This window comes from Variovorax sp. P1_H2 (assembly GCF_056405295.1).
The window spans coordinates 1-15121 of the sequence record NZ_JBFUCJ010000144.1 but is presented as its reverse complement, the minus strand read 5'-3'; the positions used below and the strand labels follow the sequence as shown (position 1 = coordinate 15121).

General features: G+C 65.3%; 13 protein-coding genes. 9 read left to right on the top strand and 4 right to left on the bottom strand.

Features of this window, described 5'->3' with window-relative positions:
- Positions 1-240: 240 nt before the first annotated feature.
- The 3 genes from AC1D2E_RS31360 to AC1D2E_RS31350 all read left to right on the top strand — a co-directional run bounded on the left by AC1D2E_RS31360 (position 241) and on the right by AC1D2E_RS31350 (position 2086).
- Positions 241-573, top strand: a complete 333-nt coding sequence (locus AC1D2E_RS31360) for an Ohr family peroxiredoxin (RefSeq protein WP_478201017.1) — start codon at positions 241-243, stop codon at positions 571-573.
- Positions 574-718: 145 nt separating this feature from the next.
- A complete protein-coding gene (locus AC1D2E_RS31355) occupies positions 719-1534 on the top strand; it encodes an SDR family NAD(P)-dependent oxidoreductase (protein ID WP_478201016.1) in 816 nt (271 codons plus the stop codon).
- 291 nt (positions 1535-1825) lie between these two features.
- Positions 1826-2086 (top strand): hypothetical protein, encoded by a 261-nt coding sequence (locus AC1D2E_RS31350; RefSeq protein ID WP_478201015.1) that lies wholly within the window; start codon positions 1826-1828, stop codon positions 2084-2086.
- 54 nt (positions 2087-2140) lie between these two features.
- Here AC1D2E_RS31350 and AC1D2E_RS31345 read toward each other — a convergent pair whose 3' ends face one another.
- The gene (locus tag AC1D2E_RS31345) at positions 2141-3325 is read right to left on the bottom strand and encodes a glycoside hydrolase 100 family protein (RefSeq protein ID WP_478201014.1); all 1185 of its coding nucleotides are present in this window, start codon (positions 3323-3325) and stop codon (positions 2141-2143) included.
- Entirely contained in the window at positions 3312-3695 is a 384-nt protein-coding gene (locus AC1D2E_RS31340; protein WP_478201013.1) for a glutaredoxin domain-containing protein, read from the bottom strand. The genes AC1D2E_RS31345 and AC1D2E_RS31340 overlap by 14 nt, the downstream gene beginning before the upstream one ends.
- Before the next feature lie 242 nt (positions 3696-3937).
- Between AC1D2E_RS31340 and glgB the strand changes: the two genes are divergently transcribed.
- The 4 genes from glgB to AC1D2E_RS31320 are packed head-to-tail and all read left to right on the top strand — an operon-like array spanning position 3938 to position 12040.
- Positions 3938-5833, top strand: a complete 1896-nt coding sequence (gene glgB, locus AC1D2E_RS31335; protein ID WP_478201012.1) for a 1,4-alpha-glucan branching protein GlgB — start codon at positions 3938-3940, stop codon at positions 5831-5833.
- Complete coding sequence (locus AC1D2E_RS31330) at positions 5826-7886, top strand: alpha-1,4-glucan--maltose-1-phosphate maltosyltransferase (RefSeq protein ID WP_478201011.1); 2061 nt, start codon at positions 5826-5828, stop codon at positions 7884-7886. Before glgB ends, AC1D2E_RS31330 begins: the two co-directional genes overlap by 8 nt.
- Before the next feature lie 9 nt (positions 7887-7895).
- Complete coding sequence (gene treS, locus AC1D2E_RS31325; RefSeq protein WP_478201010.1) at positions 7896-11219, top strand: maltose alpha-D-glucosyltransferase; 3324 nt, start codon at positions 7896-7898, stop codon at positions 11217-11219.
- Between the two features lie 47 nt (positions 11220-11266).
- Positions 11267-12040 carry a mechanosensitive ion channel family protein gene (locus AC1D2E_RS31320; RefSeq protein ID WP_478201009.1) on the top strand — a complete coding sequence of 258 codons (774 nt, stop codon included), beginning with the start codon at positions 11267-11269 and terminating at the stop codon, positions 12038-12040.
- A gap of 257 nt (positions 12041-12297) precedes the next feature.
- Here the strand turns inward: AC1D2E_RS31320 and AC1D2E_RS31315 are convergent, their stop codons facing one another.
- Together AC1D2E_RS31315 and AC1D2E_RS31310 are read right to left on the bottom strand one after the other, a co-directional pair.
- The gene (locus AC1D2E_RS31315; RefSeq protein ID WP_478201008.1) at positions 12298-12756 is read right to left on the bottom strand and encodes a BON domain-containing protein; all 459 of its coding nucleotides are present in this window, start codon (positions 12754-12756) and stop codon (positions 12298-12300) included.
- A 63-nt stretch (positions 12757-12819) separates the two neighbouring features.
- On the bottom strand, positions 12820-13017 hold the full coding sequence (locus tag AC1D2E_RS31310; RefSeq protein WP_478201007.1) for a CsbD family protein: 198 nt from the start codon (positions 13015-13017) through the stop codon (positions 12820-12822).
- A 343-nt stretch (positions 13018-13360) separates the two neighbouring features.
- Here AC1D2E_RS31310 and AC1D2E_RS31305 point away from each other — a divergent pair, with 343 nt between their 5' ends.
- Together AC1D2E_RS31305 and AC1D2E_RS31300 are read left to right on the top strand one after the other, a co-directional pair.
- Positions 13361-13753, top strand: coding sequence for a nuclear transport factor 2 family protein (locus AC1D2E_RS31305; RefSeq protein WP_478201006.1), 393 nt, complete (start codon positions 13361-13363; stop codon positions 13751-13753).
- Positions 13754-14374: 621 nt separating this feature from the next.
- The coding region (locus AC1D2E_RS31300) for an AsmA family protein (RefSeq protein ID WP_478201005.1) at positions 14375-15121 on the top strand (747 nt) is incomplete at its 3' end.

The following is a 15121-nucleotide window of genomic DNA, read 5'->3' as shown; positions in this document are numbered from 1 at the left end:
TCCTCGCGCCAACGTTCCAGTGTTCCCACTCCAATGCCAACCTCACGCGCCACCACCTCCAGCGCCGAACTCTCCGGCGGAAGCAACCTTGCTACCGCTCGGTCCTTGAATGCTTGTCCGTATCGAGCCACTCTCATCCTTCATCGCCGCCCCCGGGTTCTTGGTTCTATGGAAGCGACAACTATTCTGCCGCGGGGGGACATCCAGATGTCAACTCCTGGCAAGTCTGGCAATGAAATCGTGCTCAAGGCGATCCAGTTGCATCCGACCGCGGAGCAGCTGTTCGCCGGAGCCTGGTCGGCGTGTTACACCGGCGCACTAGGCGTCGCAGCCAAGGCGAAGAAGGTGGCGCTGCCCTCCGACATGTCAGTCGACATCGAAGTGGATCTCGGCCAGACCCGCGACGCGTACTTCATCCAGGCCCGGATCGATGTGCGCATGCCCGGCGTCGCACTCGACGTGGCAGAGGCCATCGCGCATGCAGCACATGAGATGTGCCCCTATTCGAAGGCCGTTCACGGCAACATCGACGTCGCCACGAACGTCGTTGCCGCGGACGCCCTGGCAGCGTAATACCTGGCCTCATCAGGAACGAACCTCGCTGTCAATTCGACAGCGAGTGCAACATAGCCGCGCTGATCACTGGCGCCCCTGCCGGCATCGGCCTGGCCACGGCAAAACGCTTTGCCGCCCGGAAATAAGCGTATCCCGCCCACTTTTGGTCGGCGCAGGATCCGATCCCACACTTTTCAACCCGTCACCACTCGCCTTCTCGGAGATCAGCATGTCCAAGCCCCTCGCTCACAAAGTCGCCCTCGTCACCGGCGGTTCACGCGGCATCGGTGCCGCCATCGCACGCCGCTTGGCGCGCGACGGCGCCGATGTCGCCATCAGCTATTCGGCCTCCGCCGACCGCGCTGAGGCGCTGGTCAAGGAACTGAAGGATCTGGGCGTGCGCGCCGCAGCCTTTCAGGCCGACCAAGCCGACCCGCTGCAGGTCGAGGCGCTGGTGAACAATGCCGCACAGCGTTTTGGCAAGCTCGACATCCTCGTGAACAACGCCGGCGTGTTCGTGGTCGGCCAGGTCGGCGCGCCCGACAGCGACGTCGCCGCCTTCGACCGCCAGTTCGCCATCAACGTCGGCGGCGTCGCCGCCGCCGTGCGCGCGGCAGTGCCACTCATCAGCGACCACGGCCGCATCATCTCGATTGGCTCCGCCGCCGCCGATCGCACGCCATGGCCGGGTGTGGCCGACTATTCGGCGACGAAGGCAGCAGTGTCCGCCTACACCCGCGGCTGGGCGCGCGACCTCGCCCCGCGCGRCATTACCGTCAACACCGTGCAGCCAGGCTCAGTCGACACAGAGATGAACCCGCAGGACGGCGACTTCGCCGCCGTGCAGAAGGCAGCCATTCCGCTCGGCCGCTACGGCCGGCCCGAAGAGATCGCGGCGGCGGTAGCCTTCCTCGCAAGCCCCGACGCCAGCTTCATCACGGGCATTTCACTCGACGTCGACGGAGGCGCTGCGGCGTGATCGCCAAACTCGGCAACAGCAGGGGCGAACCTCAAAGTCTGCCGAAGGRGCGAACGCGGTTTCTCGGGACTGCCGGTATGAAGGACTCCAAGGTGCAGGCGCAGCGAGCCGCGATACCGGCGACTGGAGAAAATTCATGTGCATCATTTTGAAATCCGTGCCCCGCACCCAGGATTCGCGCGTCGTGATCACATGCATTCGAGCCTGTGTCTGGGCGGGCGTCGAAGGCCGGCCTTTCTGCACTTTGCGGTAGGAGCCGAGTTTTGTGCAGGGCTCTGAAAGGAGACGACCATGAACTGCGAAGCGATTTGCTGCTCCGACAGGGCGACGGTGCAGTTCGCGATTTATCCAGACGGCTTCGATGGGCCGCGCATCCTTGCCGAGATTTCTGAGGGACGCACTGCGCGATCTGTTCGGAGCGCGTGCCAGCGGCGACAGCTCTTGCAGGCTTGCCAGTTGCACTTCGGATTGATCGAAGCCGTGGCCCTGGAGCGACATCGCATCAGACCTTTGGAAGCTACTCGGTTGCCCGTCTTCCAACTCGCGACCTGACCGCGTGCAGAACGCGTTCACTCCGATTCAACCATGGGACTGACAAATGGCACATCACCAAGACGGCCCATCCCCCAACAACGCCCTCCGCGCCAACAAGAAAGCCGCAGCATTCCAACTCTGCCCAGCCATCCCCATCGGCAGCAGCGTCCGCCCGTGAAACCACTCCGTGAAGCGCCAGTCGTCCAGCGCGTTCACATGGGCCAGTTGCGCAAGCTCGGACCACGCCAGCGCCTCTTTCCCCAGCCGCGCAAGCGCCATCACCCAGAAGCCGCCGACAAAAGGCCAGATGCCGCCGTTGTGGTACTGGTGCACGAGGTTCTGCTGATGGCGCGCCATGTACGGCCGCCACAGTTCGTGCTTGCGCGACAGCGGATGCAGCACCACGCGCACCGGGTAAGGCTCGCTGGCATGCGCCTCGGTGATGGTCTTGACGATGCGATGCGCCGTGGAGGAGTCGGCCAGTCCGCTCTGTATCGCCAGCACGTTGCCGAACACATCCCCCTCGTCGCCGACGACGGCGAGGTTGACGAAGCTAAGGTACAGGCCCGGGTCGCGTCGGCCGCGGCGCGCATAGTGCCGCAGCAGCCGGGCGCGATGGTATTCGGGCAGGTCGCGCTGGAACGGATTGAACAGGTGGTTGAAGTGGTGCAGCGTTGCCTCGGCATGGTCGAGCGCGTAGCGGCGCTTGACGTCGTACCAGAGCGCGTTGCTGTACAGCACGTAGCCCGAGCGCGGCATGATGTCGGCCCAGTCGCTGGCCTCGTTCTGTTGCAGCAGCCGAAAGTGCTGATGCTCTTGCGCCAGCAGCCAGCCGATCGCGCGGTCCACCTCGCGGCCCCAGTGCGACAGCCCGACGTGGCCATGGCGGCGCACATGGTCCACCGCGATCAGCCACCACAAGGTGGCATCGATGCAGCCCAGGTACCAGAAGTCGGCGTCGCGGCCTTCCGGGTCGACGTATTTGGGGATCTGCCCGTTGGCTGCCTGCTGTGCCGCAAGCGCGTCGAGGCTGGCCACCGCGCCTCGCTCCAGCGCGGGCACGCCGCTGCCGCACATCGCCATCACGCAGATCGCGGCGTCGCGCCCGAAGATGCGCGTGTAGCGCCGTGCCACGGCCGCCTCGGTGCGGCTGGCGGCCAGGATGCCGTGGGGCGTCAGGTTGCGCTCCAGCAGTTCGAGCGAAGCCTGGGCGCAGGTGTCGATCAGCGCGAGCGCGGGGGCGTCAAGCTTCGTCATGGGTCCTGGCGAGAAGGATCTTGAGCTCGCCGTTGTCGATGAGCTTCTGCAAGTCCGTGGCGCCGCCGATCAGCATGCCTTTGACGAACACCATCGGAAAGGTCGGCCACCCGGTCCACATCTTGAGTGCGTTGCGGTCGCGCCATCGGCTCAGGTAGCTGCCGTATTCAAGGTACTTGTACGGCTGCTTGATCCGGTCGAGGGCCTGGCGCGCTTTCTTCGGGAACGGATTGATGCCCATGCCGACCACGACCACGTCGTGGGCCGCGACTGCGGCCAAGACTTCCCGCACGAGGGTCTGGCGGCTATCGGCCAGCTTGGCGCGGATGGCGGGGTGGATACGGGCTTCTTCGAGGACAGGGCGGGGCATCAGGATCTTTCGGCGGTTCGGCTGAATGTAAGGGCCCAGGGCGGTGCTTCTTGATCGCTGGCGCAATCTTTTTGTGCAGCGCCGTCTGGAACTTCGGCCCACACGCAGGGCCGCGCGCGGCCTTCTTGCGCCATCGTCCGACAGCGGAAGGGCGCTTTTTCACCCATTCTTGAGAGAGGACTCACGGGCTACACAGAGCGCTGGGCCCGGCAGGACGCCCAAGGCCTTCCCCTGTGACCGCTATGACTTCAGTTGCCACCGACTCTCCCTTCGGCGAGACCGACGCCCATCTCTTGCGCGAGGGAACGCATGCGCGTCTCTACGACCGCCTGGGCGGCCGCCTCGACGCGGACGGGCATGCGAGCTTCTCCGTCTGGGCGCCCAACGCGCGCTCGGTCTCGGTGATCGGCGACTGGAACGGATGGGACTCGCAGGCCGATCCCCTGCTGCCCCGATCCGACGCCACCGGGGTCTGGGAAGGCCGCTGCGGCGGCGCGCGGCGCGGCGACGCTTACAAGTACCGCATCGTGTCGCAGCGCGGACACGCCCTCGAAAAGGCCGATCCGCTCGCCCTCTGGAGCGAGGCGCCCCCAGCAACCGCGTCACGCCTGTGGTCGCTCGAATACGAATGGGGCGATGGCGAGTGGATGCGTGAACGCGCGGCGCGCAACGGCCTCGATGCGCCGCAATCGATCTACGAAGTGCATCCCGGCTCGTGGCTGCGCAAGGACGACCAGCTGCCGAACTATCGCGAGCTGGCGCATGCGCTGGCCGACTACGTGGCGCAGCTCGGCTTCACGCACGTCGAACTGATGCCGATCACGGAACACCCGTTCTATGGCTCCTGGGGCTATCAGACCACCGGCTACTTCGCACCCACGGCGCGCTACGGCACACCGCAGGACTTCATGTACTTCGTCGATCACCTGCACCAGCGCGGCATCGGCATCGTGCTGGACTGGGTTCCATCGCATTTCCCGACCGACGCGCACGGACTCACCGCCTTCGACGGCACGCACCTCTACGAGCACGCCGATCCACGCCAGGGATTTCATCCCGAATGGAACTCGGCGATTTTCAACTACGGGCGCGCCGAGGTCCGCAGCTTCCTGATCTCGTCAGGCCTGTTCTGGCTCGACCGCTATCACCTCGATGGCCTCCGCGTGGACGCCGTGGCCTCGATGCTCTATCTCGACTACGCGCGCCCTGCGGGCGAATGGATTCCCAACCGCCGCGGCGGCCGCGAGAACCTCGAGGCGATCGACTTCCTGCACGAACTCAATCGCGCGGTGTACCGCGAGCATCCGGACACCTTCACGGTGGCCGAGGAGTCCACCGCCTGGCCCCAGGTTTCGAGACCGATCGAAATGGGTGGCCTGGGCTTCGGCATGAAATGGAACATGGGCTGGATGCACGACACGCTGGCCTACATGAAGGAGGACCCCGTGCATCGGCGCTTCCACCATCACCGGCTGACCTTCTCGATGGTCTACGCGTTCAGCGAGAACTTCGTGCTGCCGCTTTCGCATGACGAGGTGGTGTACGGCAAGGGGTCGTTGATCAACAAGATGCCGGGCGACGCCTGGCAGCAATTCGCGAACCTGCGCGCGCTGTTCGCCTACATGTGGGCCCATCCGGGCAAGAAGCTGCTGTTCATGGGCGGCGAGTTCGCCCAGCGACGCGAATGGACGCACGACGGGCAACTCGAATGGCATGTCACGGCGTTGCCCGAGCACCGTGGCATGCAGCATCTGGTCGGCGAGCTCAACCAGCTCTATCGCTCGGAGCCAGCGATGCACGAGCTGGACTTTTCGGCCGAGGGCTTCGAATGGATCGAGCCCAACGACCATGCGATGAGCGTCGTCGCCTTCCTGCGGCGGGCGCGCAACGGCGAGTCGGTGCTGGTGGTCAGCAACCTGACCCCCGTGCCGCGGCAGAACTATTGCATCGGCGTGCCTGCCGGCGGCACCTGGCACGAGATCCTCAACAGCGACGCGCGCGCATTCGGTGGGTCGGGTTGGGGAAATCTGGGGGCGGTCGAAGCCGCGCCCATGCGATCGCATGGCCGCAACCATTCGGTCTGTCTGACCCTGCCGCCTCTGTCAACCCTCTTCTTGAAGGCAGATGCCGATGTCTAGCCGTCTCCCGCCACAGCCTGGGCCGGCCGCGCCGCGCCCGCCCGCCGGCATCGATACCGCCGACGGCCGCAGCCGCGCCGTGATCGACGCCGTCCTGCCCGTGGTCGACGGGGGCCGCTTCGCAGTCAAGCGTGTGGCCGGCGAGAGTGTGCGGGTGACGGCCCATGCCTTTACGGACGGCCATGACGCGCCCCGGGTGATGCTGCAGTGGTGGCGGGACGGCGAGGCGCGCCGCCACGAGCTGCCGATGAAGCTGCGCTACAACGACGAGTGGCACGCGGCGTTCACGCCGCCCACGATCGGGCGCTATCACTACACCGTGGTCGCATGGGTCGACGCTTTCGAGTCGTGGCGCCACGAGCTGGTGCGCCGTGTCGATGTCGAGGACATCCGGATTGCAGCGCGCGTGGGTGCGCTGGCGATCAGCGCCGCGGCCGATCGCGCGAACGGGGACGACCGCGACGCGCTGGCCGCCTGGGCCCGGGCGCTCGAGGAAGGCGCGGCCGACCTCGAGGTGGAAACGACCGCGCTCAAGGCGCTGGCGCTCGACGAAGACCTCGCGGCGACCGCCGGCCGCCACCCGGACCGGCGGCTCGAAACACGCTTCGCCGCCGCACTGCCGCTGGTGGTCGACCGCGAACGCGCGGGCTTCAGCAGCTGGTACGAACTGTTTCCGCGCTCGGCCTCGGAGCAGCCCGGCATGCACGGCACTTTCCGTGATCTCGAGGCGCGGCTGCCGCTGATTGCGGCGATGGGATTCGACGTCCTGTACTTGCCGCCCATCCACCCGATCGGCCGCGAACAGCGCAAGGGGCGCAACAACGCGCTCACGGCCGAACCCGGTGACGTCGGCAGCCCCTGGGCCATCGGCGCCGCCGAGGGCGGCCATAAGGACATCCTGCCGGAGCTTGGCACGCCCGGGGACTTCCGCCATCTCGTCGATGCCGCGCGGCAGCACGGGCTGGAGATCGCGCTGGACATCGCCTTTCAGTGCGCACCCGATCACCCCTATGTCAGGGCGCACCCCGAGTGGTTCCGATGGCGCCCCGACGGCAGCGTCCAGTACGCTGAAAACCCTCCGAAGAAATACCAGGACATCTACCCCTTCAACTTCGAGAGCRAAGACTGGCAGGGTCTTTGGATCGAACTCAAGAGCGTGCTGGATCACTGGATCGCCGAGGGCGTCTCGATCTTCCGTGTCGACAACCCGCACACCAAGTCCTTTGCCTTCTGGGAGTGGGCCATTGCCGAGGTGAAGCGGGCGTTTCCGGGAACGATCTTCCTCGCTGAAGCCTTCACGCGGCCCAAGGTCATGCACCGGCTGGCCAAGCTCGGCTTCAGCCAGTCCTACACCTACTTCGCCTGGCGCAACACGAAGGAAGAGCTGACCGCGTACTTCACCGAGCTTTCGCAGGGTCCGGGACGCGACTACTTCCGCCCCAACGCCTGGCCGAACACGCCGGACATCCTGCATGCCGCGTTGCAGACCGGCGAGGAGGCGCTGTTCAAGGCGCGCCTGGTGCTGGCCGCGACGCTGGCCGCCAACTACGGCATCTACGGGCCGGCGTTCGAGCTGCTTGAACACCTGCCGCGCGGACCGTCGAGCGAGGAGTACCACGATTCCGAGAAGTACCAGTTGCGCAACTGGAACTGGGGCGCCGACGCGGGCCTGCGCCCTTTCATCGCGCGGGTCAACCGGATCCGCCAGGCGAACGAAGCGCTGCAGGCCGACCGCAGCTTGCGTTTCCTCGACATCGACAACGACCAGCTCATCGCCTTTCTCAAGCAATCGCCGGACGGCGGCAACATCGTGGTCACGGTGGTCAACCTCGACCCCGTCCGCGCGCAGTCGGGCTATCTGTCGCTGGACCCGGCCGACATCGGCGTGGAGCGCGACCAATCGTTCCAGATGCATGACCTGCTGAGCGACCAGCGCTTCAGCTGGCGCGGAGGCCGTCACTACATCCTGCTCGAACCGCATCGCATGCCTGCGCACATCCTCCTCGTGCGCCGCCGGCTGCGCGATGAGCGCGACTTCGACTACTACGTCTAGGGAGCTCGCATGACCGCTCCGTTGCCCACGCTGGCGCTCGAGACCACCGAGATTGACACCTCGGGTGACCCGACTTGGTATCGCGACGCGGTGATCTACCAGTGCAACGTGAAGGCTTTCGTGGATTCGAACGGCGATGGCGTCGGCGACTTCAAGGGGCTCGCTGGCAGGCTCGACTATGTCAAGGACCTCGGGGTCAACACGATCTGGCTGATGCCCTTCTACCCCTCGCCGCTGCGCGACGACGGCTATGACATCGCAGCCTACGAGGACGTGCATCCGCAGTACGGAACCCTGCAGGATTTCCGCGAGATGCTCGAAGAGGCGCACCGGCGCGAGTTGCGCGTGATCATCGAACTGGTCATCAACCACACTTCGGACGCGCACCCGTGGTTCAGGGCCGCGCGCAACGCGCCGCCGGGCTCACCCGAACGCGATTTCTATGTCTGGAGCGACACCGATCAGCGCTACCAGGGGACGCGGATCATCTTCACCGACACGGAGACGTCCAACTGGACCTGGGACCCGGTGGCCAAGGCCTTTTTCTGGCATCGCTTCTTCAGCCACCAGCCCGATCTGAACTTCGACAACCCGCAGGTGCTGGAAGCCGTCATCGGCACCATGCGCTTCTGGCTCGACATGGGCGTCGACGGCTTCCGGCTCGACGCCATCCCCTACCTGATCGAGCGCGACGGCACTTCCAACGAGAACCTGCCCGAGACGCACGTGGTGATCAAGAAACTGCGCGCCGCGATCGACGCCAATTACCGCAACCGCTTCCTGCTGGCCGAGGCCAACATGTGGCCGGAGGACGTGCGCGAGTACTTCGGCGAGGGCGACGAGTGCCACATGGCCTATCACTTCCCCCTGATGCCGCGCATGTACATGGCGATCGCGCAGGAGGAGCGCGATCCGATCGTCGAGATCCTGCAGCAGACGCCCGAGGTTCCGGAGGGCTGCCAATGGGCCATCTTCCTGCGCAACCACGACGAGCTGACGCTCGAGATGGTGACCAACCGCGAGCGCGACTACATGTACACGACCTATGCGGTCGACCATCAAGCGCGCATCAACCTCGGCATTCGACGGCGTCTGGCGCCGCTGATGGACAACGACAAGGACCGCATCAAGCTCATGAACAGCATGCTGCTGTCGATGCCGGGCTCGCCGATCATCTACTACGGCGACGAGATCGGCATGGGTGACAACGTCTTCGCCGGCGATCGCAACGGCGTGCGTACGCCGATGCAATGGAGTCCGGACCGCAACGCGGGCTTCTCGCGCGCCGATCCGCAGCGCCTCTATCTGCAGCCGATCATGGACGCGATGTACGGTTACGAGGCCGTCAATGTCGAGGCCCAGCTGCGCGACAAGAGTTCGCTGCTGCACTGGACCCGGCGAATGCTCGCGGTGCGCAAGACCAGCCGCGCCTTCGGCCGCGGCCGCCGCACTTTTCTGAAGCCCGGCAACCGCAAGATCCTCGCCTATCTGAGCGAGCACGACGACGACGTGATCCTGTCGGTGTTCAATCTCTCGCGAGCGGCCCAGCCGGTCGAGCTCGATCTCTCGGCCTTCAAGGGCCGGGTGCCGGTGGAGATGCTCGGGCGCACCTCCTTTCCGCCGATCGGCGAACTGCCCTACCTGCTCACCCTGCCGTCGCACGGCTTCTACTGGTTCAAGCTGACCGACGAAGCGCCAATGCCGAGCTGGCACCAGGAAGGCGTGGCGCTGCTGGATCGCCCGGTGATCGTGCTCTTCGACGGCTGGACCAGCCTGCTCAAGGACCGCGTGATGCCCTGGCGCATCGGCTTCGCGGACCGCTTGATCAAGCAGTTCGAGACCGACACGCTGCCGCCCCACATCGAGGCCCAGCGCTGGTATGCCACCAAGGGGGCGTCGATCACGCGCGCGCGCCTGGCCGACCAGGCGATCTGGGAAGATGGAGGCAACAGCTGGATGCTGCCGCTGCTGGAACTCGAAGGACCGCCCGAGAGGGCCACCTATTTCATGCCGCTCGCACTCGCCTGGGAGGACCGCGACGAGCAGCGCMTGAAATGCCTCCAGCCGGCCGCCATCGCCAAGGTACGCCAGAAGGCCAATGTCGGTGTCATGGGCGACGCCTTCTTCGACGAGAGTTTCTGTCGCGCCCTGGTTCGCGCCATCGTGCAGGGCATGCAGTTGCCAACCGCGCGCGGGCGACTGCACTTCCGGCCGACCTCGCTGGGCCGCGAGCTGGTGCTGGACGCCATCGCCGGGCTCGAGGTCAGCCGCCCCACCGCGCTCAGCAGCAACACGGTGGTCTCGCTCGGCGAGACCCTGTTCCTGAAGGGCTATCGCCAACTGCGCCCGGGCGTGAATCCAGAACTCGAGATGGGACGATTCCTGACCGAGGATGCCGGCTTCCTGCACAGCGTGCCCGTGGCCGGCGCGCTGGAGTACCTGGGCCAAGACGGCACCGTGCTGACCCTCGCGCTGCTGCAGGCCTATGTGCCGAACCAGGGCGACGGCTGGGCCTACACGCTGGCCTACCTGGAACGCGTGTTGGACGAGTTGCGCGACCTCGACGGCGATCGACCGGCCAATCCGCATGGCGCCTTTCTTGCGCTGATCGGGATCCTCGGCCAACGCACCGCCGAACTCCACAACGCGCTTGGACGGCGCACCGGCAACCCGGCCTTTGACCCTGAACCGATGACGGAGGTCGACCTGCGTGCGATCCGCGACACGGTGCGCTCCGAGGCGCGGGGCACGCTGGCGAAGTTGCGCGAGAGCATCACCGGCCTGGGCCCCGCCGCACAGGAGGACGCGAACCGCGTGTTGGCGCAGGCCGACGCGGTCGACGCCTTCATCGACGACTTGCGCATCGAGGGCAATTCGGGCCGTCGAACGCGCTGCCACGGCGACTACCACCTGGGTCAGGTGCTGCTGACGCGCAATGACTTCGTGATCATCGACTTCGAGGGCGAGCCGGCGCGTTCGATCGAGGAGCGGCGCACCAAGCGGTCGCCGCTGTGCGATGTCGCGAGCATGCTGCGCTCGTTCAACTATGCCCGCTGGAGCACCTTGCGCCGTGCGGCGCAGAACGTCGATGAACTGGCCCGTCTCGACGCCGCCGCCCGCGATTGGGAGCGCGATACCCGCGAAGTCTTTCTCGCAGGCTATGCCGGCGCGCTGGCGGCGGAGGGCGGGCCGGTGGATCCGCAGCTGCTGGAACTCTTCGAGCTCGAAAAAGCCTTCTATGAGCTTCGCTACGAACTCGGCAACCGCATCGACTGGGTGCCGGTTCCGCTTCAGGGCATCCTGGCGCTGCTCGAGCGCCACGCCCCGCGCTGATCGAAAACGGCTCACCGCCCTCCTCCCACAGCAACCCTGGAGAGTCCATGGACACCCTCAATTTCTACCTGGAGCCGCTGCGCGCCTTTCTATTCCAGATCGGTGCCTTCGTTCCGCGGCTGGTTTTCGCGGCGCTGATCCTCGTCGCCGGCTGGCTGATCGCGAAGGTGGTTCGCTTCGCCGTGATCCGCGGGCTGCATGCCATCAACTTCCACGTGCTGACCGAGCGGGCCGGTATCGACAATTTCCTGCGCCAGGGAGGCATGGTGTCGGATTCGACCATGGCTTTCGGCGTGCTGGCCTTTTGGACGGTGATCCTCGCCGCGCTGATCGTCGCCTTCAACGGCCTGGGTCTGAGCCATGTGACCGAACTGCTCGGACGCATCATGTGGTTCGTTCCCAACGTCTTCGTGGCGATGCTGATCCTGGTCCTGGGCGCCTATTTCGCGAAGTTCGTCGGCGATGCGGCGAGCACCTACGGCCGCAACGCCGGCATGCAGGACGTCTTGCTGCTGGGCAAGGTGGCGCAGTACGCGATTCTCCTGTTCGTGGTGCTGATCGCGCTGGACCAGGTCAAGGTGGGCGGCGACATCGTGCGCCAGAGTTTCCTGATCATCCTCGGCGGCGTCGTGTTCGCGCTGGCCCTGGCCTTCGGCCTCGCGGGCAAGGAATGGGCCGCGGACCGCATCGAGGACTGGTGGCCCAAGCGCCGGCTCGCATCGCGGCCGGGCCCGCACGATCCGCTGCGCCGCGACGGCTCCACGACAGCGAGTCCGCCTGCCACCGTATGGCCATCGAAAGACGATCGGCCTCACCCATGACGAAGCGCCCGCACATCCCGCTGAGCGCCGTCTGGCCCGGCCGCCCCTACCCGCTCGGTGCCACCTGGGACGGCCAGGGCGCTAACTCCGCGATTGTCTCCAGGCGTGCCGAGCGCACCTGGTCAGGCGTCTGGCTGCGCCGCGCCCAACCGCTCGGTGCAAGTGGGGGAACGCCATGCCGACTGCGTCCGACAGCCCCATAGAAAGCCCCGCGATGCGGGGCTTCTTTGTGGGCGAAAAGAAGTCCGTCGGGCGGATTACATCGACTTCACCTCAAGGTGGTTGCTGACCGCGCTGACGCCCTTGACCGACTTCGCGATCTCCTCAGCACGTGCCTTGGCCGCTGCGTTGGGCGCAGGACCGCTCAGGCTCACCATGCCGCCCTTGGTGTCGACGTCGATCTTGATGGCGCTCAGCTCGGGGTCCTTCGCAAGGCCCGTCGAGACGGCGGCCGTGATCGACGCATCGTCGACTGCACCGGCCACGCTGGCGGCCGTCGACTCCGTCTTGGCCTTGGCATCGCTGACCATCCGATCTGCCTTCGCCTTGGCGTCGGCACCGGCCCGCTCGGTCTTCGCGATCGCCGAATCCACTTTCTGCCCCGCAGTCTCGTTGCCGGCCTTGTCACCGCAAGCCGCCAGGGCAAGCGCGCCAGCTGCCAGCATCAGCACTGTCCAGCTGCGGGAGTGCCTCGAAATCCGGTTGAGATCAGTCATGGGAAACCTCCTGTCAGTCAAATAGAAGGGCTCGCGCGACCGTATCGCCCGGGCCCTTCGGTCTCACCGTTGGTGCGGCACGCTCTTGAGAGCGTCCTTGGCCTTTTCCTTGGCGTCGCCGTAGGTCTTCTGCACGTTGCCGGCTGCCTGGTCCAACAGGCCCTCGGTCTTCAGCTTGTCGCTGCCGGTGACTTTGCCGGCCACTTCCTTCACCTTGCCCTTGGCCTCTTCGACGCGACCTGCCACCTGGTCCTTGTTCATATCGCTTCCCTCGCAAGTTGGATGAAATCGGTGGTTCGACCGAACCACTGCTTTCAATCTAGCGAGGCGCGCCGTGTCCCGGGTGGTAGCGGCGCTTGAACTGCTGTAGGACACGGGGAGGTCAGGCCGTCACGATCCAGCCTTCGATCAAGGTCCGGATCTGGGAAAAATGGACCGCCATGGGATTGACCGCCCTCAACCGAAGGAGATTCGTCAACACGCAGCTGGATCCGGAGCAACAGGCGCAGCGTATAGGGGGTACGTCCCTGCCGTGTCGAGGTCAAATTGAAAACGGCCAAAGGCAGGTCTAGACTTTGAATTCGCACTCCTACGGAGGACTGTCATGAGCACACCGACCCAAGTCGTACAACAGGCCTACGCCGCTTTCGGGCGCGGCGACGTCGAAGGCATCCTGGCATTGCTGACCGATGACGTGGACTGGCGTTTCCTGGCCAGCGCGGGCATCCCCTATGCAGGCCGGTACACCGGCAAGCAACAGGTGCAAGGATGGTTCGGCAAGGTGGCCGAGTCGGACGACATCCAGAAGTTCGAGCCGCGCGAATTCCTCGAAGGACCTGATCACGTCACCGTTCTTGGCTGGGAACAGACCCAGCCGCGACCCAACGGCAAGGTCTTCGAGAGCGAGTGGCTGCATCTCTTCACGCTCAAGGATGGCAAGATCAGCCGCTGGATCGGCACGCTCGACACGGCCGCCTACGTCGCGGCAGGAAGATAGGACGCGAATCGGTTCACGGGCTGTCTTCTGCCCATGACGCACCGGTAGCAGAACGCCTATGTGCGACACCGCACGGATCGCGAATGGATTCAGAAGTACTGTTCCTGTGCGTTCACACAGCGCATGGAGCAACGCGATGACCACTTCCGAATTTGCGGCTGAATCCCTGGTTCGCACATACCTGAGGGGCCGTAGCATGGAACCAATCCTGTTCAGGGCGGTTGTGTGGATGGCTGAAAAGCGGCTGACCAGCGGGATGATGCCGGTACTGGACGCGACGATGCGGACGGACATCGACAACCAAGCCGGAGCAGCGCAGTGGCGCGGCCACTCTTCTCAGGCATGGTTCAAAGCACCAACCGTCTGTGCGCTGCTGCATCGGGCCTACGTGCTTTCTCCGCCGATGCCAGACCCGATCGGCACCCCCTTGCACCGGGCGTCCCACAGGACGGTTGGACGCAACTCTGAGCCTCATTCCCGAGGGTAAGTCGGCAAAGACCGTTCTGCCCCTGAAGCTATCCGTGAGTCAGGGCGCCACCGCACAGTCAAGACAGATCCGAGGCGATATCGTTATGACAGTTTGTCTGATAGCGAACACCGACCTCGGTGACAACTGAGCCGATGGCACGATCAACCAGAACCCTCCTCTTCGTCGCTATCGGGTTGGCGGGTCTTCTTGTCCTTGTCGCGGGGGCGCTGCTTCTCCTTGTGGACGGCAACGTCGGCAAGGCGCGCTTGGAGGCGGCGGCCTCGCGCGCCTTGGGGATGGAGGTCAGCGTCGGCGGACGGCGGGGAATCGGCTTCTTCCCCGGCGTGCACGTCACGCTCGAGGATGTGCACATTCGCAACCTGGGGAGGGACCTCGCAACCGCGAAGCAGGCCAGAATCGAGGTCGGTCTGCTGCCCCTACTCAAGAACGAGGTGCAGGTCGAGAGGATCACGCTGCAACACGCCACGGTCTCCATCGAGAAGGACCGTGATGGCCGCTTCAACTTCGAGCAGCCGGAGGCCACCGCAGCAACGCTGCCTGCATTGGACTGGCCGAACGTTTCCCTTTTGCACGGGACGCTCGTCTACGTGGACCAAGGATCCGGGGGAAGGTTCGAGGCTGCGGATTGCCGCCTGGACATGCATCGCGTGCGGTTTTCGGGCGGGCAGCGCTCGAACCTCATCAAGGACCTTTCATTCACCGCGGAACTCGCTTGCGGGGAGGTTCGCAACGAGGGCTTCACGGTTTCGGATCTGAAGTTCTCGGCCGTCGCGAAGGACGGGGTGTTCGATCTGAGCCCGCTCACGGCGTGGATCTTTGGCACGCAGGGATCGGGGAGTCTCCACGTGGACGTTTCGGGCGCCGTCCCGCATTACCGC